The organism is Mesorhizobium sp. B2-4-14 (assembly GCF_006442155.1).
Taxonomy (GTDB): domain Bacteria; phylum Pseudomonadota; class Alphaproteobacteria; order Rhizobiales; family Rhizobiaceae; genus Mesorhizobium.
On sequence record NZ_VFVA01000005.1, the window covers coordinates 140,131 to 164,767 of the forward strand.

Sequence of the window (24,637 nt, forward strand, 5' to 3'; positions counted from 1 at the left end):
TTTTTTAAAATTCTCGAAATTTATTGCTTGAATTGTCGCCATTGCCGCTTCCCACCATTACCCTGCTACGATGTTGGCTTAACGGCTTAAATTAGCCAAGCAATATCTATTTTGTTGCCTGGGGTAAGAGCGACTTGAATCTAGCGTTAGAACCACGCTCCAACGATAATCAGGATCGCAAGAGTTTCTGGTCATGCGACTGGAATGACCAGCAACTTGAGGTCGGGCCGGCTCTGCGAGTATCTAAGCAAAATACTCCTGCAGCGGCCGCACCTCGAGGCTCCCCGCCTTCAACGCCGCGATCGCCTCCGCCACGGCCGCCGCACCCGATAGCGTCGTGTAATACGGCACCTTCTGCATCAGCGTTGCCCGCCGCAGCGACTTCGAGTCCGACACCGCCTTCTGGCCGTCCGTCGTGTTGAACACGATCTGGACCTGGCGGTTGCGGATGGCGTCTTCGATGTGGGGGCGGCCTTCCAGGACCTTGTTGATCTTTTCGGCGACGACGCCGTTTTCGGCGAGGAAGCGTTGCGTGCCTGATGTCGCCAGCACCTTGAAGCCGAGGCCGGCGAGGCGCTTCACCGCCGGCAGGATGCCCTTCTTGTCCTCGTCGCGCACCGACACGAACAGCGTGCCGTAGCGGGGGAGGTCGACGCCGGCGCCGAGCTGGCTCTTGGCGAAGGCCAGCGCGAAATCGCGGTCCAGGCCCATGACCTCGCCGGTAGATCGCATTTCCGGTCCGAGCAAGATGTCGACGCCGGGGAAGCGGGCGAAGGGGAAGACGGCTTCCTTGACCGCAATGTGGCCGGGGTTGCGGGCATCGGGCAGGGGGCCGTAATGGGCGAAGGCGTCTTCCAGCGTCTCGCCGGCCATGATGCGGGCCGCGATTTTCGCAATCGGACGCCCGATGGTCTTGGCGACGAAGGGCACGGTGCGCGAGGCGCGCGGATTGACCTCCAGCACATAGACCGTGCCGTCCTTGATCGCGTACTGCACGTTCATCAGCCCGCCGACATTGAGCGCGCGGGCAAGCGCGGCCGTCTGGCGCTCCAGCTCGTCGACGAGGTCCGAAGGCAGCGAGTGAACGGGTAGCGAGCAGGCCGAGTCGCCCGAATGGATGCCGGCTTCCTCGATGTGTTCCAGAATGCCGGAGACGAAGGTCGCCTTGCCATCGCAGAGGCAGTCGACATCGACCTCGATGGCGCCTGAGAGATAGGTGTCGAACAGCAGCGGGTTCTTGCCCAGTAGCGTATTGATCTGGCCGGTCTTGTCGTTGGGGTATTTCTGCTTGATGTCCTCCGGCACCAGGCCGGGCACGGTGTCGAGCAGATAGGTCTGCAGCATGCCCTCGTCATGGATGATCTGCATGGCGCGGCCGCCGAGCACATAGGAGGGGCGCACCACCAGCGGGAAGCCGAGCTCGCCGGCGACGAGGCGGGCCTGCTCGACCGAATAGGCGATGCCGTTCTTCGGCTGGCTGAGGTTGAGCTTGTGCAGCAGCTTCTGGAAGCGGTCGCGGTCCTCGGCCAGATCGATCATGTCGGGCGAGGTGCCGAGGATCGGGATGCCGGCCTTCTCAAGCGCGTCGGCCAGCTTCAACGGCGTCTGGCCGCCGAACTGGACGATGACGCCGACCAGTTCGCCCGAGGCCTGCTCGGCGCGCAGGATCTCCAGCACGTCTTCCGCCGTCAGCGGATCGAAATAGAGTCGGTCCGAGGTGTCGTAGTCGGTCGACACGGTCTCGGGGTTGCAGTTGATCATAATCGCTTCATAGCCGGCGTCGCGCAGCGCAAACGCCGCATGGCAGCAGCAATAGTCGAATTCGATGCCCTGGCCGATGCGGTTCGGGCCGCCGCCGAGGATGACCACCTTCTTGCGCGACGAGACCTGCGCCTCGTTGGCGAGGCTGCCGGCGAACGGCACTTCATAGGTCGAGTACATATAGGCGGTGGGCGAGGCGAACTCGGCCGCGCAGGTGTCGATGCGCTTATAAACCGGATGAACGTCGAGCCTTTGCCGAGTCTTCTGAATCACTTCGGCGTCGGTCTTCGTCAGCGAGGCGAGGCGGGCATCGGAGAAACCCATCGCCTTCAGCATGCGCAGATTGACGGCATCCTGCGGCAGGCCATGCTCGCGGATGCGGGCTTCCATGGCGACGATGCCTGATATCTGCTCGAGGAACCACGGGTCGATCTTGCACATTGCGTGCACGTCTTCCAGCGAGGTGCCCATGCGGATCGCCTGCGCCACCATCCGCAGCCGGTCGGGCGTCGGCGTGCCCAGGGCGGCGCGAATGGCGTTGCGGTCGTCGGCATGGCTGGCGACTGCGGTTCCATGGCCGAGGCCGGGGATCTCGATCTCGTCGAGGCCGGTGAGGCCGGTCTCCAGACCGCGCAAAGCCTTCTGCAAGGACTCCTGGAAGGTGCGGCCGATGGCCATGACTTCGCCGACCGACTTCATGGCGGTGGTCAGCACCGGCTCGGCGCCGGGGAATTTCTCGAAGGCGAAACGCGGTATCTTGGTGACGACGTAATCGATCGACGGCTCGAAGGAGGCGGGCGTGGCGCCGCCGGTGATGTCGTTCTCCAACTCGTCCAGCGTGTAGCCGACGGCAAGCTTGGCGGCAATCTTGGCGATGGGGAAACCGGTCGCCTTGGAGGCAAGTGCCGAGGAGCGCGAAACGCGCGGGTTCATTTCGATGACGACGAGGCGGCCATCGGCCGGGTTGACGGCGAACTGCACGTTGGAGCCACCGGTCTCGACGCCGATCTCGCGCAGCACCGCGATCGAGGCGTTGCGCATCATCTGGTATTCCTTGTCGGTCAAGGTCAGCGCCGGTGCGACGGTGATGGAGTCGCCGGTGTGCACGCCCATCGGGTCGATGTTCTCGATCGAGCAGACGATGATGCAATTGTCCGCCCGGTCGCGGACGACCTCCATCTCATACTCCTTCCAGCCGAGCACGCTTTCCTCGATCAGCACTTCGGTGGTCGGCGAGGCGTCGAGGCCGGACTGGACGATATCGTAGAACTCGGCGCGGTTGTAGGCGATGCCGCCTCCGGTGCCGCCCATGGTGAAGGAGGGGCGGATGATGGCGGGCAGGCCGACATGGTCGAGCGCCTGCGCGGCCACCGCCATCGCATGGCCGATATAGCGCTGCTTGCGGTCGCCTTCACCGAGGTTCCAGCTGGTTTCAAGCGCGTCGAGCGCGGCGTCGAGGTTCTTCGGCTTCTCGGCCTTCAGTGCGGCGCGCTCGGCCTCATGCGTCTTGCGGTCGGCGTTCTTGACGTCGGTGGCGTTGGCCAGCATCGACTTCGGCGTTTCCAGCCCGATCTTGCTCATCGCTTCGCGGAACAGCGCGCGGTCCTCGGCCTTGTCGATGGCCGTGGCGTCGGCGCCGATCATCTCGACCTGGTAACGCTCGAGCACGCCCATGCGGCGCAGCGACAGTGCGGTGTTGAGCGCGGTCTGGCCACCCATGGTCGGCAGCAGCGCGTCGGGCCGCTCCTTGGCGATGATCTTGGCGACGACCTCGGGCGTGATCGGCTCGATATAGGTGGCGTCGGCCAGTTCCGGGTCGGTCATGATGGTGGCCGGGTTGGAATTGACCAGGATGACGCGGAAGCCCTCTTCCTTCAGCGCCTTGCAGGCCTGGGTGCCGGAATAGTCGAACTCGCAGGCCTGGCCGATGACGATGGGGCCGGCCCCGATGATCAGGATCGACTTGATGTCGGTGCGTCTTGGCATGTTCGAAATTCCGTTCGGCGAGCGGCTTGCACGAAAAACCGGGACGGGAAGACCCGGCCGGTTGTGCTTGCGATTCTGGTATCAGGCTAGGAGGGCCTTATAGGGAAGAGTTTTGCGGGATGTAACCCCGAAAATGCAGGGAGCAGGGGTTAGGCAGTGGGCAATAGGCAGTAGGCAGTAGCGACTTGCCAACGGGTGGAGTTCGGCGCGCGCAGCCACGAACCGGCTATTGGCCTACTGCCTAATCCCTACTGCCTTATTCCCTCCAAAACCGATTTCCCGAACGCCACCGCGTCGGTGATCTCGAACCGTTCCGACACCCCGACGCGGATCATGCTGAGACTGCCTTCGCGGGTGTAGCGGAAATCGCCTTTGGCGTCCGAGCCGGCCGGCCGGCCACCGTCGAACGAGATGACACGGGTGCCGCCGTCGGGCCAGGTCACCGTCACTTCGGCCTTGTCCGTACCTTTATGCAGGACCGTTACCGCGCAGCGGGTCATCGGTTGGCCGACATTGCGGGCGCAGGGAATCTCGATGGAGCCGCCACTGGCGAGAGCGTCGGACTGATGCGGCAGTTCCGCGACGGTCAGCGGGTCGTGGGCGGCGGGCACGGCGGGGGCCGCGACCTCACCGGTCGACGGGGTTTCGGCAGCGGCCAATGCCAGGCCATAGGCATCCTGCATGGCGGTGTCGGCGGCCGATTTCATCGGTGTTTCAGGGGCGGCCGGATGAGCCGCGCGCCCCAACCTTGCCGCCAGGTCGGCTGGAGGCGCCAGCGGCGGCTGGGCGGGATCGGCGGACACCACCCTGTCCCCGTCCGTGTTCGCATCGGCAGCCGCGCCCGCGTCCTCGGCGCCGGCATCCGCCTGTTGGTCCGCATCAGGTACGGTCGCCGGGTTGACGGGAACGAGATAGCGCGCGGGGGCCCAGCCAGTTGCCCGGGGATTGTCCGACACGATCTTGCACCATTGATTCCCGTCAATGTCGTTACAGCCGAGGTTCCTGACGCTGGCGCCAGCGGCCAGACGGGTCTCGGTCTTGCCGATCGGCGATGGCTTGGTGCGGACATTGAGCAGGTCGTCTGGCGCCAGCCCGGTGACGATGGAGATGAACGGGGCCTCTTCGGCATGGGCCGGGACAACAGCCTGCCACGCCGCCATCAGCAGCGGAGCGGCGGCAATCAGCGCATGCAAACTTTTTCGGAGCGTAACTGTGCGCCTCTTCATTTGGCCGTGCGCCGATAGTCAAATCACCATGCCACGGCGGTTCCGCCGCATGCCCGGCCGGTTTTATAAGGGACGATGTGCCGCCATGTAAGTCCGAAAATTCAAGCGAACCATGCCGCGGGACGGACGGGGGAACCACTGCTGCTGCTTTCGAAACCGCAGCCGATCCCCTCGCAAGTCATCCTCGACGAGGGGCAAGGTCCGGATGCTGGCGCCGGCATGTCGGTGATTGTGAGTGTCGATACGGATGTGGTGCCGAGCAGACTATAGCCAAGCCGGCCAGGGTGGCTACTGGCTCGATCTCCATTTGGCCAATTCTATTTGATAGGCACTTCGCGGATGTCTCCTACGCTGCCACGCTCTAAGAAATATGACCAGCACAAGGTATCCAAATATTATAAGAAGGCCCAGAAGGAAACCAACGACGCTCACGTAAGCGGCTACAAGAAGCACCGACGCAATCGCGGTTACAGTATAATATAGGACCGATGCCCAGACATATTTTTCCATCTGAGAACTGCTCATCGATCCCCCATCTCGACAGTGAGATGCATAAATCATCAATGTTGAATGGAAACTGCAGCCAGTCCGGTAATCGTTTCTAAGCAGGGATTTCGAGGTCATGACCGCCGACAGCCGGCAGGGCAGGATCATGCACCGCCGCGGCGATGACGCTGTCGAGCAGGCCGGGGAAGCGGGCATCGAGATCGGCGCGGCGCAGCGTGATCATGCGGTTGGTGCCGACCACTTCGGCGCGGGTGACGCCGGCCTCGCGCAGCTTGGCCAGGTGATAGCTCAGATTGGTCTTGGAGCCGAGGTCGAGGAAACGGCTGCAGTTCAGCGGCACGCCTTCCTTGCTGGCAAGATAGCGCACGATCGCCAGCCGTGTCGGGTCGCCGAGCACGCCGAGCACGATCGGCAGGCTGATCTGGTCAATATTGGGATGGGGCAGGGTCATGCTCGAAAACTAAGCACAGTCCGGGCCGATTTCAACGCGTCTGTCCTGCCGCGGGCATGCACACTGTTTCTCCATTCGATGACCGTGCTGACACAGGGCTGTCAGGATGGTTCTGCTATTTTTACCAGTCTTCATTGACATCATGCCCCCTTATGTCCAATTGTTCAATAACTTTTGAACTAAGGACATCTCGCATGGACAAGCGGCTTTTCTGGCTTGCGCTCGGATCGTTCACGATCTCGACCGAAGGCTTCGTCATCTCCAGCCTCCTGCCTGACATCGCCAGGGATGCCGGCATTTCCATACCGCTCGCCGGATCTCTGATCACCGCCTTCGCGCTCGCCTATGCGATCGGCACGCCTATCCTGGCGACGCTGACCGGCGAATGGGACCGGCGCCGCGTCATCCTGTGGACGTTGGTGTTCTTCGTTGTCGGCAACGTCGTCGCCGCCATGAGTTCCTCCTTCGAGGTGCTTCTGATCGCGCGCATCATCATGGCGTTGTCGTCGGGCCTGTTCGCGGCGACCGCGCAAGGCACGGCGGTGGCGCTGGTCGATGACCATCACCGGGCGCGCGCCATCGCTGTCGTCGTCGGCGGCACCACGGTCGCCGTTGCCGTCGGTGCGCCGCTCGGCGCTCTGGTCGCCGCGTTCGCCGGCTGGCGCGGCACCTTCTATGCCATTGCCGGGCTTGGCGCGCTCGCCGGCGCGATCCTGTGGTACAGGCTGCCGCGCGGCATCGTCGGCACCAGGCTGCCCCTGAAGCGCCGGCTTGCCGCCGCAACGCGTCCCGGCGTGATGCCGATCCTGTTGACGACGCTGCTGGCGCTGACCGGTGCCTTCACCGTCTTTGCCTATGTCGCGCCGCTCGCCATCGAGGGCGCCGGGCTTGGCCAGATCGCGCTGCCCGGCATGCTGCTCGCCTTCGGCGTCGGCGCCGTCATCGGCAACATCGCCGGCGGCCAGGCCGCCGACCGTTTCGGCGCCACGCGCACCGTCGGCTGGTCGCTGACGCTGAGCGCGGCCATGCTGGTGATGCTGTCGGTCGTTCCCTCCTTCCTGCCGCAGCACATTGCCGGGCCGGCGCTGATGGCGATGATGGTGCCGTGGGGCATTGTCGGCTGGGCGTTCCCGCCGGCTCAGGCCAGCCGCATCATCAGGCTGGCGCCCGATGCAGCGCCTATCGTTTTGTCCCTCAACGGCTCGGCGCTTTATCTGGGTGTGGCACTGGGCGCGGTGGTCGGCGGCGAGGTGCTGCGCTACGGCGCGCCGGCCGATCTCGGCCTCGTCGCCGCGGCGTTCCCGTTGATCGGAATGGGTATCGTGCTCGCCGGGCGTATGCTGGCGAGGCCAGTGGCGATGCCGGCGGAATAGAATGACCGAACCAATTTCGACGGCCGCTCCTTCAGACCGAAGGAGCGGCCGTCGGCGTCTCGAAATCCAGCGCGGCGATTTCATCCAGCGCGGCACGCAGCTGAGCCGCCCGTTCCTTGCCGACCATCGCCTCGAAACGCTGCTGGGCCATGCTCCATAATTTTATCGCTTCCTCGAGCTTGACCTTGCCCAGCGGCGTCAGCCGCACGCGCCTGACGCGGCGGTCGTCCGTGTCGGTGAAAGTCTCGACATAGCCGTCGCGGATCAGCGGCTTCAGCGTATGGCCGAGCGCCGACAGGTCCATGATCAGCGCTTCGGCCAGGGCGCCCATCGTCGGCTCGTCGCTGACATGGATCTGAAAGAGCAAGCCAAACTGCGTGCCCTTCAGCCCGGTAGGCGCCAGCATGTCGTCGTAGAAGCGGCCGACACTGCGCCCGGCGCGGCGAAGCGTGGCGTTATTGCAAAGGCTGAATCCCGGCCCGTGGCTCTCGGTCATGTGAACTCCTTGGCTTCGCAACGATGCGCCAGCCCTGTCGCAAAATAGTTTTCGGGGTCGTCGTTGACAAGATAGCGGCATATGCCTACTTCCATGAAAATGGCATATGCCACTAATTGAAATTGGGTAGCGAGGCGCGGGTAGTCCGCAAGGCCGAGCGACAACGAACAAGACGGAAGGAACGACAATGACTGGGAAAGACAAGATGGGCACGGCGGTCGTCACCGGCGCTTCATCGGGCATCGGTGCGGTCTATGCGGACCGGCTGGCTGGGCAGGGCTATAACCTCGTGCTGGTGGCGCGGCGCGCCGACCGGCTGGAGGAATTGGCCGAGAAGCTGGGCTATACCTACGATCGCAAGGTGAGCGTGATCAGCGCCGATCTGTCCAACGACGATGATGTGCGCCGCGTCGAGCAGGCGATATCCGCCGACGACAGCGTGACGCTGCTGGTCAACAATGCCGGCCTCGGCGGCCAGCAGGTGGTGGCAACGGCCGACGCCGACGCGGCCGAGCGCATGATCAAGGTCAATGTCGTGGCGCTCACCCGGCTGACCCGTGCCGTGCTGCCGGGGCTTTTGGCGCGCAATCGCGGCGCCATCGTCAACATCGCCTCGGTGCTTGCCTTCGACAGCTCGTTCGGCGGCATTTACAGCGGCACTAAGGCCTATGTCGTCAACTTCACCGAAGCCCTGCATCGCGAGGTCGCGGGCACCGGCGTCAAGGTCCAGGTGGTGCTGCCGGGCGCGACCCGAACCGATTTCTGGGAACTTGCCGGCAGCGATATCGACCAGTTGCCGAAGGAGATCGTCATGAATGCCGACGATCTGGTCGATGCCGCCCTTGTCGGCCTGGCCAGGGGCGAAGCCGTCACCGCGCCGGCGCTTGCCGACGCGGCCAAGCTGGATATGTTCCTCGGCGCCCGGCAAGCCTTCTACGGCAGCCTGCACGCCGACAAGCCGGCCCCCCGCTACGCGGCCTAAAGAGGTTCGCGACGCGAACCAGCACCCCACCCGGCTGCTTCGCATCGGCTTGCCCGGGCGAGCCACGAGTCTCGGCCGACCTTCGGACCCCGCAAGGGGGAGCGCGTGTTTTCTACCTCCCCCTTGTGGGGAGGTCGGACCGAAGGTCCGGGTGGGGGTACTGGCGCCGACCTCGTGGGGTTCCTCTCCCCGCTTTGCGCAAGAGAGGGACCAGGTCAGTGCTAAACAGTCCGCCACATCGGAATGATCGAGGCCGTCAGCACCAGCGCCTGTACGATGTTGAGCACGCGCCATTGCCACTCGGTCTTGAGCAGCCGTGCCAGCACCATGCCGGCCGCGCACCAGACGGACAGCGAGATGGCGGCGGTGAGGCCGAAGGTCGAGCCGAGGAGCAGGGCGAGCTTTCCCGGCCCGTCGGCGAGCGCGGCGAAAGAGGCCGCCGCGCCCAGTCCCATCGCCCAGCCTTTGGGGTTCATCCACTGGATGCCGGCGCCGCCAAGAAAGCTGTTGGGTTTGGCCATCGCCACGTCGAGATTGGGCGGTCCCGCGCGGCCGATCTTGACCGCCAGCCAGACGAGATAGAGCGAGCCGGCGATCTTCATCGCCAGTTGCAAGGAAGGCACCGCAAGCAACAGGCCCGCGAGCCCGGCGGCCGCCGCCCCTGTCACGGTCGCGAGGCCGGCGGCACTGCCGATCATCAGCGGCACCGAACGGCGAAAGCCGAACTGCGCGCCCGACGCCGTTGACAAGGTTGTGGCGATGCCGGGCGTGGCGGTGGCCACGAAGGCGAACAGGATGAGTGGCAGGATGGGCTGGAGCATGCGGCTTCCTTTGTCGGTGGCCGTCATGGTATGCGCGACTATCAATCAGTAAATGCAATGTTTGTCATGGTTGGCATTAGGAACTATAATGCAGGCATGATCCGTAATCTCGACACTGCGCTCATCCGCACCTTCGTCACCGTCGCCGACAAGGCCAGCATGACGGCGGCGGCCAATGCGCTGCATCTGACCCAAGGCGCCGTCAGCCAGCAGGTCAAGCGGCTGGAGGAGACGCTCGGATGCGGCCTGTTCGAGCGCGACCGGCGCGGCCTGCGCCTGACGCGGTTCGGTGAGCGGCTGTTCGACAAGGCAAAGCGAATGCTCAGCCTCAACGATGAAATCTGGGCCGAGATGGCGGGGAGTGCCATCGCCGGCCGGGTGCGGCTCGGCGTCCCCTACGATCTGGTCGGCACCTTCCTGGCGCCGGTGCTGAAGGCCTATGCCGAGACCTATCCGCAGGTCGAGATCTCGCTGGTCTGCGCCTCCTCGCCGGACTTGGCGTCAGCGCTGGCTGCGGGAACCATCGACCTCGCGGTGATCGAGGAGCGCGTCGGTCCGAGCGCCGGCGAATGCCTTGTCATCGACAGGCTGGTCTGGGTCGGCGCCAAGGGCGGCGTTGCCCGTGCCAAGCGTCCGCTGCCGGTTTCGATCGTCGCCGATACCTGCGCTTTTCGGCCGGTCGTGCTGGCGGCGCTCAACGAGCACGGGCTGGAATGGCGCACCGTGTTCGAGAACGGCAACATCGACGCGACAACGGCCACCGTGCGATCGGACCTCGCCGTCACCACCTGGCTGGCTTCCACCGTGCCGGCCGATCTCCACATATTGCCGCTCGAATCCGGCCTGCCGCCACTGCCGAATTTTGCCATCAACCTGCATCTGCCGAGGCATGGCGTTGCGCCGGCAGCGCAGGAGTTCGCGCGGCATATACGTGATGGACTGGCGCGGCGGGCGCAGGCGGCTTGAGGGGGCGAACTTCGCTGTTCCAGCTTGGTGCCACCTCCGACAATCTATTTCCAGTTCTTGCGCCGCTCGAGCTCGGCGTCGGACGGCTCCTGCTGCACGAACGACCCGGTCTTGATCTCACCGCCGCGCTCATAAGTCGCCATGATGACGCCCGTGGTCGACGCCTGCGACTTGATGAGCTTGAAGGCGGCGGGCAGTGCGTTGTCGCCGAACAGCCGCTTGCCCTTGCCCAGCAACAGCGGAAAGATCATCAGCCGGATCTCGTCGATCAGCCCGTTGGCGAGCAGCGTCTGGATGAGATTCCCCGATCCCTGGATCAGCAGGTCGGGTCCGTCTTCCTGCTTGAGTTCCTTAAGCCTTGCAATGACATCGGGCCCAAGCCACTGGGTGTTCTGCCAGGTCAACGAATCCGGCCGGTGCGTGGCCACGTATTTGGTCGCCGGGTTGAAGGCATCGCCGATCGGATCTTTCTGATACGGCCAGTACGCCGCGAAGATGTCGTAGGTCCTGCGGCCGAGCAGCAGCGCGAAGGGTTTGGAGAACAGTTCATTCATTGCCGCGCCCGCCACCTCGTCAAAGTAATGGAAGGTCCAGCCGCCGAACTTGAAGCCGCCGACAGGGTCCTCTTCCGGACCGCCCGGCGCCTGCATGACACCGTCGAGGCTGACGAAAGTGGCGGCGATGATCTTTCTCATTGGTCTCTCCCTTATTCCATCCACGCCGTCGCGGCTGGACTGTGGTCCAAGGACGGCCGGCGCGTCAGCATCCCGACACGGCTTGCCAGATTTTGCGCAAGCCCGGCCATCAAACGGTCAGCTGCCGGGTCTGGCGCCGGGCTTTTTCGACGAGAACCAGACATCGCCGAAAATAGCGGTGGCGGTGCGGTCCGGCGCCTTGTCATGCGTCAGCCAGATCGAGCGGCTGCGCGCGGCCTGGTCGCGCGTCGGGATCTTGGCGGCGGGGTCCACGCTCGACGCGCCGACGCAAGGGATGAACCAGGAGCGCATGAACGGTTCGCACGCGAAGCCTTTTTCGGTGCGGGTCACCATCACGGCGAACGGGACGGTCTCGGCCGGGCGCCAGGGAAAGATCATGCGGCCGCCCTGGCGCAGAGCCTTCAGCCAGCCGGCCGGAGGTGCGACGACGCCGGCATTGACGTAGATGATATCGGATGGGGGCAGGGAGGACATGACGGCATCGCCATGGACGACGGCGACGTTGTCATAGGCTTCGAGATTCTTTCGCGCGCGGTCGGCCAGGTCTTTGTCGAGCTCGAAAGCGGTGACGCTGCCGCCGGGCGCGACAAGTCTGGCCAGCAGCGCTGTGTAATAGCCGGTGCCGGCGCCGATATGCGTGGCGGCCTCGCCAGGTCTCGGCGCCAGTTTCCCGATCCACATGGCGTGCAGGAACGGCTCGCCATTGTTGATGCCCTTGTCGGCGTCGAGCGCTACCAGCACGTTCTGGTAGAGGTGGACCGGATCGGAGCTCGGCGTGGTTATCTTGCCCTTGCCGGCGATGATCGTCCACGGCCCCGAACCGAGGAAGGCTTCGCGCGGAACACTGGCGAACACGTCTTCCAGCCGCGGGTCCGATGAGGCGGCGTTGGCGGCCATCAGCCGTGCATAGAACTTTCTGGCGTCTTCGACATTGGACATGACGCCCGGGAAGATAGCGCGATTTTGCGCTCTTGGGACCGGGTGGACTTCAGCCCATCCCGAATATCGTGTCGTAGAGCAGCTTGAAATTGAGCACCAGGATGATGGCCGCGACCACCCAGGCCAACGCGGCGACCGCGCGCGGAATGGCAAGACTGCCCATCTTCCTCCGGTCGGAGACGAACTGCACCAGCGGGATGACCGCGAAAGGCAACTGCATCGACAGGATCACCTGGCTGAACACCAGCAACTGGCCGGTGCCCTTCTCGCCGTAGAGCGCGGTGACGGCCACGACCGGGACGATGGCGATGCCGCGCGTCAAAAGCCGGCGCGCCCAGTTGGGGATGCGCAGGCGCAGGAAACCTTCCATGACGATCTGGCCGGCAAGTGTCGCCGTCACCGTCGAGTTCAGGCCCGAGGCAAGCAGCGCGACGGCAAACAGGATCGAGGCGATGCCGAGGCCCAGCAAAGGCGACAAGAGCTCGAAGGCCTGACCGATCTCGGCGACATCCTGGTGGCCGGTGCCGTGGAACGCTACCGCCGACACGATCAGGATGGCGGCGTTGACGAACAGCGCCAGCATCAGGGCGATGGTCGAATCCGCCGTTGCCCATTTGACGGCATCGCGTTTGCCGGCGTCGGTGCGTTCATAGGCGCGGGTCTGCACGATCGAGGAGTGCAAATAGAGATTGTGCGGCATGACGGTGGCGCCGATGATGCCGATGGCGATGTAGAGCATCGCCGGGTTGGTGACGATTTCCGAGGACGGCACGAACATCGAATGCAGGATCGTGCCGGCCGGCGGGGCGGCAACGAAAATCTGAATGGCAAAGCAGCTGAAGATGATGATCAAAAGCGCGACGACGAAGGCTTCGAGATAGCGAAAGCCCTTGTTCATCAACAGCAGCACCAGGAAGGCGTCAAGCGCGGTGAGCACGGCGCCGCCGATCAGCGGAATGCCGAACAAGAGCTGCAGCGCGATCGCCGTGCCGATCACCTCGGCCAGATCACAGGCGATGATGGCGAGTTCGCAGGCGATCCACAGCACGAAATTGACCGGGCGCGGATAATAGGCACGGCAGGCCTGGGCGAGGTCGCGGCCGGTGGCGATGCCAAGCCGGGCTGCCAGCGCCTGCAGCAGGATCGCCATCAGGTTGGACAGCATGATGATGAACAGGAGCGTGTAGCCGAACTGGGCGCCGCCGGCGAGGTCGGTCGCCCAATTGCCGGGATCCATGTAGCCGACCGAGACCATGTAGCCGGGACCCATGAAAGCGAACAGGCGGCGGAACCAGGCGCCGGAACTCGGCACCGCGATGGAGGAATTGACCTCGCGCAGGCTGGGCTGGTCGTCCTCTTCGGGCCCGGCTACCCGCCATGCGGATCGGGAGGCTGTGGCTTCGGCTTCAGACATGAAAGAGGGCTTTCCGCGAGACTTGTCGATCTCTCTTAAGCTATGTCACGGCTCAACATTATGCAATATGCTATATTTCATTGTCGGTGCTTTTTGTCCGGCATTTTGCCGGAGGTGGCGAACAGGCAATCGGACTCGATATCCGGGTCGAGCAATTGCCCTACATTCCGATGGAAAAGCCTCTATCGCTGCAATAACGCTCGAGCGTATCGACCGAAGCCTGGGGATCGGCTAGCGCCACATAGGTGTCGGGCCGCAGGAGATAGAGCGCATCACGGGCCAGGCCTGCTGCTTCATAAGCAGGCCGCCAGTCGAAGACGTTCAGCGGAACCCGATGGCGTTCGCACCAGGACCTCACATCGCCATTGGCGACGCCGTAGATATGGACCTGCCATTGCGGGGCGGCGAGCGACGTAAAATTGTCCAATCCCCCGACCGGCGCCCATGGCAGCCGGTCGCCGCCGCGGACCTCGCCCGCGGAGCCCTCGCTGACGGGGCTGTCGCGGTAGTTGAGGGTGATTTGCGAAACGGTCCGGAAGATGAATTCGCGAACCCGGTCTATGCCGAGGACCCTGGGTACGACAATCGGCGCGATCCGCGTGCGTACGAGGTCGGCGATGTGCCCGTCGGCAGTGACGAAGGTGAAGATGCGGTCGGTGGTGGCAACGAGGCGTCTGGCGAATGCAATGCGCTCGATCTCATAGCTGTCGAGCAGGGCATCGGGCGCCCGTGCCGCGAGCACGCAAGACAGTTTCCAGGCAAGGTTGATCGCGTCCCCGATCCCGGTGTTCATTCCTTGTCCGCCGACCGGACTGTGGATATGCGCCGCGTCACCCAGCAGGAATGCGCGGCCCTTGCGGAACTGCCCGGCGACGCGGTGGTGAACATGGTAGGTCGAGAACCAGTTCACCTTTTCGATCTTGATCTTCAGGTTTTCGATCGCCTTGCTGCTGACGTCGTCGAATGTCAGCGTGTCGGCATGATCCGCGCGTTCGTCGCGGACCGTGCCGATCAGCCGAGCGCGGCGCGTGTCCGCCAGCGGAAAGATCGCCAGGAAGTCGGCCTCGTCGAGATCGACATGCAATTCGCCATTGATCGCTTCACCGGATGCCTCGACATCGGCGACGTAAAAAAGTTCACGATAGGTGCCGCCGGAAAAACCGGCCGATATCGTCTCGCGCACCAGGGAACGTGCGCCGTCACAACCCGCCAGATAGCTGAATTCGACGGTCTCCTCGCCATGCTCGCCACGCAGGCGGGCGACAATGTGGTCGCCATGGTCGGTGAAATCATGCAATTCGGTCCGCCGCTCGACGGTGACGCCCAATTGTCCGAGCCGTTCGACCAGAAGGCGTTCGTGCTCGTCCTGCGGAAAGATCTGCAAAAAGGGATAGGGCGACAGATCCTCGCCGATCGCGGCGAATGGCACGCGCGCCTCCGCTTTACCGCGCACCCACAAATTGGCGGCGCGCACCTTGTGGCCGCGCGCGGTCACGGCATCGGCCAGATCGAGTTGACGGTAGAGTTCGAGCGTGTGCGCGGCAACGGCCAAGGCGCGCGACGTCGTGCCGGGCTCGGCGGTCCTGTCGATGATGCGGACGCCGACACCCAGCCTGGTGAGCCAAAGCGCCAGCACCAGGCCGGTTGGGCCGGCGCCTACGATCAGAACGTCACTGCGGGTCATGGCTTTCTCCCTGGCGGCGATTGCAGTCGGGCGGTTTCAGCTCAGCAACACCCAAATATGGCCCCAGGAGTCACGGACAATGGCACTGGATCGGTTTCTGCCGTCCCATCGAGGGCATAGGCTGGCGGAGGAACGTCGTCCCGACGCGCAACGACCTGCTTGCCGATCGGCGAACATGCCTCCAAATAAACGGCCTGAAGAATCAAAGCCCGTGCTATAAAAACAGAGACGGCAAAACTCCCAGGAGGAGCGCGCATTGGCGCTGAAGAACAAACCGGTCCCGCGTGAGCCATTGCCTGACGCCGACGTCCATTCGGAAGGGTTCCGGCAGACGCGCGAAGCCCGCCGCAGCGCACTTGTCGAGGACTATGTCGAGCTGATCGCCGACCTGATCGAGGACGGGAACGAGGCGCGCCAAGTCGATATTGCGGCTAGGCTCGGCGTCGCCCAGCCGACAGTGGCCAAGATGCTGACCAGGTTGTGCGCCGACGGGCTGGTGTCGAGAAAACCCTATCGCGGTGTGTTCCTGACCGAGGCCGGCCGCAAGGTGGCCGAGGAGAGCCGCATCCGCCACCAAACGGTGGAAGCCTTCCTGCGCTCGCTCGGCGTCAGCGCCGAGACGGCGCGCATCGATGCCGAGGGCATCGAGCATCATGTCAGCGCCGGAGGCTCCGGATGGCTTTGTTGGTGGGTTTTGGCGGTCGACAGCCGCTGTCGAGCGATCCTCGACGTGATTACTTCCAAATCCCCGGTTGGAAAGGGTTCCATCTTGTCGGCCAGCGGTCAGTCAATTTCGCGCTTTAATTCCAGGCGAAGAACGGCTTTCGGCGATCCAGTCCGCAAGGCTGCGCGCAAAGCTTCGCGGCACGATCATGTCGCAGCCGGTCTCGCTCGTGCGCAGGACGAGCACCGGTACGTGATGGAGGGCCGTTTGCAATGCGCGGCCTGGCGCTGAGCCTGCCGAGCGCCAGTCGGCTGCGATGCAGTTGGAGAGGATTTCCAGGAGGCCCGCGCCGCTCAAGCTGAAGCGCACGCGTCCCTCGCCGAGGGAGAGCGAACAGCCCAGCTCGGGATCGATCGCGGGTTGCGGCGGTTTTGCATCCGCCTCCGTGATCAGCCACAGACGGCGGGGAGAGACCCGGACGATGAGCGTGTCGGCACAACGGGCAGTCTCGCCGACGGAGACGGGCAGGGCGGTGCCCAGCAATTGCGAAACACGCAACTCAAACCGGGCCAGCATCCCGTCCCAGCCCTCGATCTGAACGATCGGGCAATCTGACGTCGACAGATTGAAATCTTTCAATGCCAGAGCCTCAACCATGCAGCCGCTCTCCTTTCGGATCCAGAAAGACGGGCGAGACGATGCGGGCGCGAACGGTTTCAGCCTTCATCGGATAGGTGGCGAGGACTTCGCTTCCCTCGACCGCGACATCGCCTGCCAGCAGGGCAAGGCCGACATAACGGCCGTGCTCCGGGCTGAACGTGACCGAGGTTATCCGGCCGCGTCCATGCCCTGCAACGGTATCGTCGGGCATGAACAATATCGCGCCGCCACGCAGGCGCTTGCCTTCCTCAGTGCATTCCAGTCCGACAAGTCGCTGGCGGTTGGGCACCTGAAAGGCCGGACGCCGCCGCAAGACATCACCAACGAATCCGGTGCGCTTTCCGATCATGCGGCCAAGGCCGAGATCGTCGAGCGCGGTACGGCCATCGATCTCGGGTCCGGCGACATGGCCCTTTTCGACCCGCAGCGCCCCGAGCGCTTCGACCCCGTAGGGTCTCAGGCCGAAGGGCGCGGCGGCCTCAAGCAAATAGTGCCAGACCTTCCCGCCGGCAGTTGCGCCGACATAGATCTCGTAGGCGCGCTCGCCGGAATAGCTGAGCCGCATGATGCGCAATGCCCGGCCGTCAAACTCCGCTTCGGCAAGGCCCATATGCGGCAGCGCATCGTTCGAGACGTCGATCTCCGGAAAGGCGGCGGCAAGGATATCGCGGCTCCTCGGTCCGGCGACCGACATCGCTGCCCATTCGTCGCTGACGGAGGTGACGGCGACGCGCAGGTCCGGCCACGCGGTGTCGAGCAGGAATTCCAGCCGCGACAGGACATCGGCCGCCTTGGCGGTCGAGGTGGTCATGAAGAAACGGTTTTCCGACAATCGCGTGGTGGTGCCGTCATCGAAGACGACGCCGTCATCGCGCAGCATGACGCCGTAGCGGGCGCGGCCTACCGGCAGCTTGGCGAAGCCGTTGACGTAGACGCGGTCGAGGAAAATGGCCGCGTCCGGGCCTTGCACGTCGATCTTGCCGAGAGTGGAAATGTCCATCAGGCCCGCGGCCCCGCGCACCATGCGCATCTCTGCGACATAGGCCTCGTTCACGTCGCGGCCGGCGGCGCGATAGAAGTAAGGACGCATCCACAGCCCGACCTCGAGCATCTCGGCGCCGTTCGCCACATGCCAATCATGCATCGGCGTGCGGCGAAACGGCTTGAAATGGTGGCCGACGGCGCGGCCGGCGAGCGCGCCGATAGCGATCGGCGCGTAGGGCGGACGAAAGGTCGTTGTTCCGGTTTGCGGGATCGTCGCCTGGCGCAACGCCGCCATGGCCGACAGCGCGGCGAAATTGCTGGTCTTGCCCTGGTCGGTCCCCATACCGAGCGTGGTGTAGCGCTTCAGGTGCTCGACCGATTCATAACCCTCGCGATACGCCAGTTCGATGTCCTTGCTGGTCACATCCATCTGGAAATCGACAAAGGCCTTTCCGCGGCCGACGAAGGGGATTGCACGGAACGCGTTGGCCGCGGCTTCGCCGAGATCGAGCCTCGCAGGGGCCGGTGCGGCTCGAGATTTTCCGCAGAAGGCCGCAGCTTCGATGCCGGCACGGTGGCCGCCGTCGGTGGCATCGGCGGTCGAGAAGCAGCCCATCATTGCACCGGCGCCAAAGTGGCCTGCCGGAAAGGCGCCGGGGATGAAGCCGTCCATGTCGTCGCGATAGATAGGCTTGACCCCGAGATGCGAGGTGAGATGCACGGTCGGTGACCAGCCGCCGGACACGCAGACGAGGTCGCACGCAATCTCCGAATTGCCGCGCGGCCCGGCAAGCTTCGCGGCCTTGACCTCATGGCCGCCACGCAGGTCGGCGATTTGGGTCCCGGCCCGGATCGCTACGTTCAGGCGCCTGGCTTCCTCCGCCAGATCGGCAGGTGAGGCGCTGCGCTGATCCGCGATGGTCACTTGCGCACCGGCGGCGGCGAGGTCGATGGCGGTGAGATAGGCGCCGTCATTCGCGGCAGCGACCAGGATATTCTTGCCCGGCAGGACGGCGAAGCGATTGAGGTAGATCCGGGCGGCCGATGCCAGCATGACACCCGGCCGGTCATTGTTGGAGAAGACCAGCGGCCGCTCGATGGCACCGGTGGCAAAGACGACTGCGCGGGCGCGAAGCATGGTGAAGACCTGCCGCGGAGCGCCTTGCGCGGTCGGATCATCGTTTCGTTCGATCAGCGCCAGGGTGTTGCCGTCATAGGCGCCGAATGCCATCGTCTTGCGCAGCACCGTGACGTTGGACAGGCCTGCCAGTTCGGTCTCGACCGCCTTCAGCCACGCTGCCGCCTCGCCATCGGAACGCTCCGAAAGAAGCTGGCCGCCTAGCAGGAAATCCTGCTCGATCAGCGCAACGCTTGCGCCTGCGTATGCCGCGGCGCGAGCCGCCGAGAGGCCGGCAGGGCCGCCGCCGACAATGGCAATATCGGCAAATGCGTGACGCACCTCGTAGCGATCGGGATCGGGCTCCGTGCCGGCCCGGCCCAGGCCTGCCGCCCGGCGGATAAAATGCTCATAGAACATCCAGGCGCGCCGCGTCGGTCCCATGAAGGTCTTGTAGTAGAAGCCGGCCGAAAGGAACGGCGCAAACAGCCCGTTGATGCTCTGCAGGTCGAACGCAAGTGACGGCCAGCGGTTCTGGCTTTCGGCAGACATGCCTTCCGCCAGTTCGAGCGTGGTGGCCGGCAGGTTCGGTTCGCGCCGTCCCCCACTCCCGAGGGTGACCAGAGCGTTCGGTTCTTCGGGGCCGGCCGAGAAGATGCCGCGCGGTCGGTGATATTTGAAGCTACGTCCGGTGAGTGTGATCCCGTTGGCCAGCAAAGCCGAAGCCAGCGTGTCGCCTTGGTAGCCGTTCAGCGTGCGGCCATCGAAGCTGAAGCCAATCGGTTGCGCACGATCGATGCGGCCGCCTGCTGGCAAACGTCTGTCATTCGAGTTCATGCTTCTATGTCCTGGCGAAACCGACGGAGAGGATGGAATGGTCGCTGGTGTCGCGCTCGACGACCAACCATTGCCGGCAGCCGGTCACGTGCTGCCAGAACTCGCTGTGCTGCCCGGGCGGGTTTTTGCGCACATAAACATAGTGGTACCAGGCCTCCGGGTCCGGATCGTCATGCCGCGGACGCGTGACCGAAGCGTCGCCGCCATAGCGGAACTCATCATGGTCGCGCGGGCCGCAGCACGGACATTCGATGCGAAGCATTTCGCTGCTCCCTATTGCAGCCAGGCCGAGGGACCGGCACCGGCCTCGTCGAGTATGTGGCCGGTGCGGAAACGGTCGAGCCCGTAAGCGGCGATCAGCGGATGCGGTTTGCCGGTCGCCAGCGTGTGTGCAAAACACCAGCCCGAAGCTGGTGTCGCCTTGAAGCCGCCATAGCACCAGCCGCCGTTGAGATAGAGCCCGTCGATCGGCGTCGGGCAGATGATCGGGCTGGCGTCGGGCGTCATGTCCATGACGCCGCCCCAATGGCGCAGCAGCCTGACGCGCGAGATGCAGGGCATCAGCGCGATCGCGGCCTCCGCCACCTCGCGCACGACGCCGAGATTGCCGCGCTGGGCATAGGAATTGTAACCGTCGAGATTGCCGCCGAAGACAAGCCCGCCCTTGTCGGATTGGCTGACATAGAAATGATCGGCGCCATAGGCGACGACATGGTCGACCAGCGGCTTCAGCGGCTCGGTGACGAAAGCCTGGAGCACATGGCTTTCGATCGGCAATTCCAGGCCGGCCTTCCGTCCGAGCACCGACGTATGACCGGCAACGGCGAGGCCGACCATGCCGGCGCCGATCCGGCCCTTGCTCGTCTCGACGCCGATGATCCTGTCGCCATCGCGGACAAAACCGGTTACTTCGCAGTTCTGGATGATGTCGACGCCATGACCATCGGCGGCGCGCGCATAACCCCAGGCGACGGCATCGTGGCGGGCGGTGCCGGCGCGACCCTGCAGGATGGCGCCATATATCGGAAATCGCGCCGTGTCGGAGAAATCGAGATAGGGCACCAGCCGCCGCACTGCATCGCGGTCGAGTATGTCGGCATCGATGCCGTTCAGCCGCATGATGTTGGCGCGATGACTGAAAGTGTCGAGCTGGTCCGCGCAATGGGCGGTGACGATCTGGCCGCGCTGCGAAAACATGACGTTGAAATTCAGCGCCTGCGACAGGCCTTCCCACAGCTTGACCGAGAATTCGTAGAATTGGGTGTTGCCGTCGAGCAGGTAGTTGGAGCGGATGACGGTGGTGTTGCGGCCGACATTGCCGCCGCCGACATAGCCCTTCTCCAGCACGGCGACATTGCGGATGGCGTGGTTCTCGGCGAGATAGAAGGCCGTGGCCAGCCCGTGTCCGCCACCGCCGACGATGATCACGTCGTAAGCCGGCTTCGGCTCCGCCGCGCGCCAGGCGCGCTGCCAGTTCTTCTGGCCGGAGAGGCCATTGCGGAAAATCGAGAACGCAGAATAGCGCGACATGTTCATGGTCTAGCGAACGATCGAACCGGCCGGGGTGTGGGTCAGCACTTCAGCGCCCGCGTCGGTCAGCAGCACCGTGTTTGACATGAAATGGTCGCCGCGGCCGGTGCCCATCAGCCAGGACAGGATGTGGAAGCTCATGCCGGTCTCGATTTCGAGATCGGAATCGTGTCTCAGTCCGGTCACTGAATTGCCGCCGGTCCAGGATGGCGGCTGGCCGATGCCGACCAGATAGCCGCAATGATGGCGGCGATAGTGCGACAGGCCGGCTTCGTCGGCGACGCCTTGCCAGGCGGCATAGACATCGCGCGCCCTGACGCCGGGCTTGAGCGCCTTGACGACGGCGTCGAATGCCTTGGCCGTGACCTCGGCCATCGCCGCGTCCTCATCCTTGATGCTGCCGATGCGGATCAGCCGGCCGAGCGGCGCATGATAGCGCGAGACGCAGCCGGAGAGTTCGACGAAGACAGGCTCGCCGGTGCGGTAGATGCCGTCGCCCCAGGTCGTGTGTTCTTCCCCGAGCCTGGCGGTTGGACGAATGAACGGGCCGAACCCCGGCGCGTGGCCCCCGGCGCGGATCATCGCCGCCATGCATTGGGCGGCGACCTCCTGCTCGGCGGCGCCGGCGGAGATTGCCGCGATGGCCGCACCTGCAGCAGCGTCCGTAACCTTGGCGGCGCGGCGCATCAGCACCTGTTCCTCGGCACTCTTCACCAGCCGCATCCTGTCGACGAGCCCGGAAACGTCGCTCCACCTGGCGTCGGCCTGCGCCTCGAGCCTCAAGGCGAGGCCATGGCTCAGACCCGCCGTCCAGTTTTCGAGGCCGATCTGTTTGCCTGCCAGGCCAAGCTCAAAAATGAGGCGCGCGGCCAGATCGGCAGCGGTTTCGCTGTCGGAATGACCGCGGAAATCCGCCGCCTTCACCTGGTTCTCTATCGTCACCTTTTCCATTGACCGGGTGACCAGAACCGGTCGACCGTCGAGTGGGACAATCAAGAGGTGTGGCGCGAAATAGCCCCAATGGTCGAGGCCGGTGAGGTAGAAGATATTCTCAGGCGAAGCGAAGATAGCGGCATCAAGCCCGCGTTCTGCCAGCGCCGTGGACACCTTCGACAGGCGGCCGGCGATTTCGGCTTCGGAAAAGGGATTGCGGTCCATTGGGTATCCTTGAAGTTACCGGCTCTTGGGCTGGTGGTCAGTCAATGACGATGAGATCGCGGGTCACGTCGCACAGCCGTTCGCCGCCGCCTTCGGTAACGACGAAGGATTCGGAAATGGCGACGCCGAAATCGTCGAGCCATACGCCGGCCATGAAGTGGAAGCACATACCGGGCTGCAGTTCGGTCTTGTCGCCAGGCCTCAGGCTTGCGGTGCGTTCGCCCCAATCCGGCGGATAGGCGAGGCCGACAGGATAGCCGACGCGGCTTTCCTTCTTCAGCCCGTTTCTGCGCAGCACCGCCTGCCAGGCGGCCTCGACCTCTTCGGCGGTGTTGCCGGGCCGTGCCAGATCGAGGCCCGCATCGACCCCTTCGACGATCGCCTTTGCCATATCGGAGAGGGCGGTCGGCGGCTTGCCGAAATGCACCGTCCGGGTTAGCGCCGCGTGATAGCGCCGTCGCACACCGGCGATCTCGATGATGGCCAGCCCGCTGTCCGGAAGAGGCGCGTCCGACCAGGTCAGATGCGGTGTGCTCGTGCCTTCGCCTACCGGCATCAGCGGGCAGATTGCTGCGTAGTCGCCGCCGACGCCTGGCAGGCCCATGATCTGGGCATGATAGATTTCCGCGATCACTTGGTTCTGCGGCACGCCCGGTCGCATCTTTTCGACCGCGCGGTTCATGGCATTGTCGCAGATCGCGCCGGCTTCACGGATCAGCACCAGTTCGGCCTCCGATTTTACCAGCCGCGCCCAGTTGACGAGGTCGTGATTGTTGCCGAAACGCGCCGCGGGCAGGCCGCCGACAAGATGGGCATGACAGCGCGCCGTGTAGTAGTGCGCGTCCATCTCGACGCCGATGCGCGCCTGTTCCCATCCGCGTGCCCGGATCAGGCTGGCGAGTTCGTCATACGGATGCTCGATAGGCTGCTGTACCAGCCGCTCGGAGAACGCGACGATGTTTTCTTCGGGCAGGCCGGTGGTCAAGCGGGCGCTCCTGGCGTCCTGCGCCCTGCCGAACCAGATCGGCAGATTTTCCTCCAGATGGACGAGCACGCATTGCGGCACGTAGAAGGACCATCCGTCGTAGCCAGTAAGCCAGCACATGTTTGCGGGATCCTGGCAGACGATGAGATCGAAGCCGGCCTTCTCCATGCGCCGCTTCACGCCCGTCAGGCGCTGCGCGTATTCCGTCTTCGTGAAATTGGCTGACCTGCTCAAAACTTGTCCCCGTGACCATCGTGATCGATTGCAAGTCCGCCGCTACATTTCGAGGCAGATACCTCTAATTGTGCACAACTAGCAATCAATCCAGCCACACATTCGGGCTGACATCAGTGATTTTCCAGATTCGTACAGGGTGTCTTGCGATATGTCCAGATGAGTTGTATACGTCTTACATGTTCGATGTGACGATGGAGAAACGTCCTTCGAGCCAGTAATCTCATCCAAAAAAGAAAAGGGGAATGCATGCTCACGTCACAGATATCTCGCCGCACGGCCATGAAGACGGCTGCCTGCCTTGCGCTCGTCGCGACTATGTTCACGGCGCTTCCGGCTCAGGCCGAAACGACCCTCGAACGCGCCAAGAAGGACGGCTACATCCGCGTCGGTTTCGCCAATGAGGCGCCGTTCGGGTTCGCAACGCCTGACGGCAAATTGACCGGCGAAGCGCCCGAGGTCGCCAAGGCTGTGCTCGCCAAGATGGGCATTTCGCAGGTGGACGGCGTGCTGACCGAATTCGGGTCGCTCATACCTGGCCTGAAGGCTGGGAGATTTGACATCATCGCTGCCGGCATGTTCATCAATCCAAAGCGTTGCGCGGAGATCAATTTCTCCGAACCGTCCTATGGTATCGGTCAGGCCATGCTGGTGGCGAAGGGCAACCCGAAGGGCATAAAGGATTATTCGAGCGTCAAGGACAATCCCGATCTCAAGCTTGCGGTGATGGCGGGCGCGGTCGAGGGTGGATACGCCAAGGATGCAGGTGTCGCGCCAGGGCAGATCGTCGCTTTGCCTGACCAGTCCAGTCTCGTTGCCGCCGTCCAGGCAGGGCGCGCCGACGCCGCCGCGCTTACCGCATTGTCGATCGCCGATATGGCCAAGAAGGCCGATGGCGTCGAATCGACCAAGCCCTTCGGCGAAGTTGCCGGCAAGTCGGTGAAGGGGCACGGCGGCTTCGGCTTCCGCAAGGAGGACACCGATCTCCAGGAAGCGTTCAATGCCGAACTGAAGAAATTCATCGGCTCACCGGAGCACATTGCGCTGGTCGAACCACTCGGCTTCGGTAAGGATTATCTGCCGAACAAGACCACCGCGCAGCTCTGCAAGGGCGAATAAGTTCCCAACTGCTGGGCGGCGTGAAAG

Annotated in this window: 19 protein-coding genes and 1 pseudogene; 5 read left to right on the plus strand and 15 right to left on the minus strand. The window is 64.0% G+C overall.

The features are described from left to right. Window positions 1-243 precede the first annotated feature (243 nt). From carB to FJ938_RS06845, 3 genes are all read right to left on the minus strand, one after another. Window positions 244-3,747, minus strand: coding sequence for a carbamoyl-phosphate synthase large subunit (gene carB / locus FJ938_RS06830; protein ID WP_140692318.1), 3,504 nt, complete (start codon window positions 3,745-3,747; stop codon window positions 244-246). A 248-nt stretch (window positions 3,748-3,995) separates the two neighbouring features. Then, entirely contained in the window at window positions 3,996-4,973 is a 978-nt protein-coding gene (locus FJ938_RS06835; protein WP_140692321.1) for an SH3 domain-containing protein, read from the minus strand. A gap of 601 nt (window positions 4,974-5,574) precedes the next feature. Then, a complete protein-coding gene (locus FJ938_RS06845; RefSeq protein ID WP_140692325.1) occupies window positions 5,575-5,931 on the minus strand; it encodes a helix-turn-helix transcriptional regulator in 357 nt (118 codons plus the stop codon). Between the two features lie 194 nt (window positions 5,932-6,125). On the opposite strand from FJ938_RS06845, the gene FJ938_RS06850 reads away from it, so the two are divergent. Next, window positions 6,126-7,304, plus strand: coding sequence for an MFS transporter (locus tag FJ938_RS06850; RefSeq protein WP_140692328.1), 1,179 nt, complete (start codon window positions 6,126-6,128; stop codon window positions 7,302-7,304). A gap of 31 nt (window positions 7,305-7,335) precedes the next feature. On the opposite strand, the gene FJ938_RS06855 is transcribed toward FJ938_RS06850, so the two are convergent. Further along, a complete protein-coding gene (locus FJ938_RS06855) occupies window positions 7,336-7,800 on the minus strand; it encodes a MarR family winged helix-turn-helix transcriptional regulator (RefSeq protein WP_140692330.1) in 465 nt (154 codons plus the stop codon). 187 nt (window positions 7,801-7,987) lie between these two features. Here FJ938_RS06855 and FJ938_RS06860 point away from each other — a divergent pair, with 187 nt between their 5' ends. Continuing rightward, window positions 7,988-8,782 (plus strand): SDR family oxidoreductase, encoded by a 795-nt coding sequence (locus FJ938_RS06860; protein WP_140692333.1) that lies wholly within the window; start codon window positions 7,988-7,990, stop codon window positions 8,780-8,782. Between the two features lie 221 nt (window positions 8,783-9,003). On the opposite strand, the gene FJ938_RS06865 is transcribed toward FJ938_RS06860, so the two are convergent. Further along, complete coding sequence (locus tag FJ938_RS06865; RefSeq protein WP_140692336.1) at window positions 9,004-9,603, minus strand: LysE family translocator; 600 nt, start codon at window positions 9,601-9,603, stop codon at window positions 9,004-9,006. Window positions 9,604-9,699: 96 nt separating this feature from the next. Here FJ938_RS06865 and FJ938_RS06870 point away from each other — a divergent pair, with 96 nt between their 5' ends. Beyond that, a complete protein-coding gene (locus FJ938_RS06870; RefSeq protein ID WP_140692339.1) occupies window positions 9,700-10,569 on the plus strand; it encodes a LysR substrate-binding domain-containing protein in 870 nt (289 codons plus the stop codon). 44 nt (window positions 10,570-10,613) lie between these two features. Here the strand turns inward: FJ938_RS06870 and FJ938_RS06875 are convergent, their stop codons facing one another. The 4 genes from FJ938_RS06875 to FJ938_RS06890 all read right to left on the minus strand — a co-directional run bounded on the left by FJ938_RS06875 (window position 10,614) and on the right by FJ938_RS06890 (window position 15,322). After that, window positions 10,614-11,264, minus strand: coding sequence for a dihydrofolate reductase family protein (locus FJ938_RS06875; protein ID WP_140692341.1), 651 nt, complete (start codon window positions 11,262-11,264; stop codon window positions 10,614-10,616). A 117-nt stretch (window positions 11,265-11,381) separates the two neighbouring features. Beyond that, complete coding sequence (locus tag FJ938_RS06880) at window positions 11,382-12,224, minus strand: protein-L-isoaspartate O-methyltransferase (RefSeq protein ID WP_181169023.1); 843 nt, start codon at window positions 12,222-12,224, stop codon at window positions 11,382-11,384. 49 nt (window positions 12,225-12,273) lie between these two features. Beyond that, window positions 12,274-13,638 (minus strand): Nramp family divalent metal transporter, encoded by a 1,365-nt coding sequence (locus tag FJ938_RS06885; protein ID WP_140613337.1) that lies wholly within the window; start codon window positions 13,636-13,638, stop codon window positions 12,274-12,276. A gap of 160 nt (window positions 13,639-13,798) precedes the next feature. Then, window positions 13,799-15,322: an FAD-dependent monooxygenase gene (locus FJ938_RS06890; protein WP_140692344.1), complete on the minus strand. Its 1,524-nt coding sequence runs from the start codon at window positions 15,320-15,322 to the stop codon at window positions 13,799-13,801. A gap of 256 nt (window positions 15,323-15,578) precedes the next feature. Here FJ938_RS06890 and mntR point away from each other — a divergent pair. Continuing rightward, window positions 15,579-15,986, plus strand: a pseudogene (gene mntR / locus FJ938_RS06895) (manganese-binding transcriptional regulator MntR); the annotation flags it as partial. 123 nt (window positions 15,987-16,109) lie between these two features. Here mntR and FJ938_RS06900 read toward each other — a convergent pair. From FJ938_RS06900 to FJ938_RS06925, 6 genes are read right to left on the minus strand one after another with little or no spacing between them, the layout of a single operon-like run. Beyond that, complete coding sequence (locus FJ938_RS06900) at window positions 16,110-16,643, minus strand: sarcosine oxidase subunit gamma (protein WP_246673216.1); 534 nt, start codon at window positions 16,641-16,643, stop codon at window positions 16,110-16,112. Continuing rightward, window positions 16,636-19,584, minus strand: a complete 2,949-nt coding sequence (locus FJ938_RS06905; protein ID WP_140692347.1) for a sarcosine oxidase subunit alpha family protein — start codon at window positions 19,582-19,584, stop codon at window positions 16,636-16,638. The genes FJ938_RS06900 and FJ938_RS06905 overlap by 8 nt, the downstream gene beginning before the upstream one ends. 4 nt (window positions 19,585-19,588) lie before the next feature. Then, window positions 19,589-19,846 carry a sarcosine oxidase subunit delta gene (locus FJ938_RS06910; RefSeq protein ID WP_140692350.1) on the minus strand — a complete coding sequence of 86 codons (258 nt, stop codon included), beginning with the start codon at window positions 19,844-19,846 and terminating at the stop codon, window positions 19,589-19,591. A gap of 11 nt (window positions 19,847-19,857) precedes the next feature. Continuing rightward, window positions 19,858-21,114 carry a sarcosine oxidase subunit beta family protein gene (locus FJ938_RS06915; RefSeq protein WP_140692353.1) on the minus strand — a complete coding sequence of 419 codons (1,257 nt, stop codon included), beginning with the start codon at window positions 21,112-21,114 and terminating at the stop codon, window positions 19,858-19,860. Window positions 21,115-21,123: 9 nt separating this feature from the next. Next, a complete protein-coding gene (locus FJ938_RS06920; protein ID WP_140692356.1) occupies window positions 21,124-22,272 on the minus strand; it encodes a Xaa-Pro peptidase family protein in 1,149 nt (382 codons plus the stop codon). 37 nt (window positions 22,273-22,309) lie between these two features. Continuing rightward, entirely contained in the window at window positions 22,310-23,491 is a 1,182-nt protein-coding gene (locus tag FJ938_RS06925) for a M24 family metallopeptidase (RefSeq protein WP_140611637.1), read from the minus strand. 249 nt (window positions 23,492-23,740) lie between these two features. On the opposite strand from FJ938_RS06925, the gene ehuB reads away from it, so the two are divergent. Further along, window positions 23,741-24,610: an ectoine/hydroxyectoine ABC transporter substrate-binding protein EhuB gene (gene ehuB / locus FJ938_RS06930; protein WP_140692358.1), complete on the plus strand. Its 870-nt coding sequence runs from the start codon at window positions 23,741-23,743 to the stop codon at window positions 24,608-24,610. Window positions 24,611-24,637 lie beyond the last annotated feature (27 nt).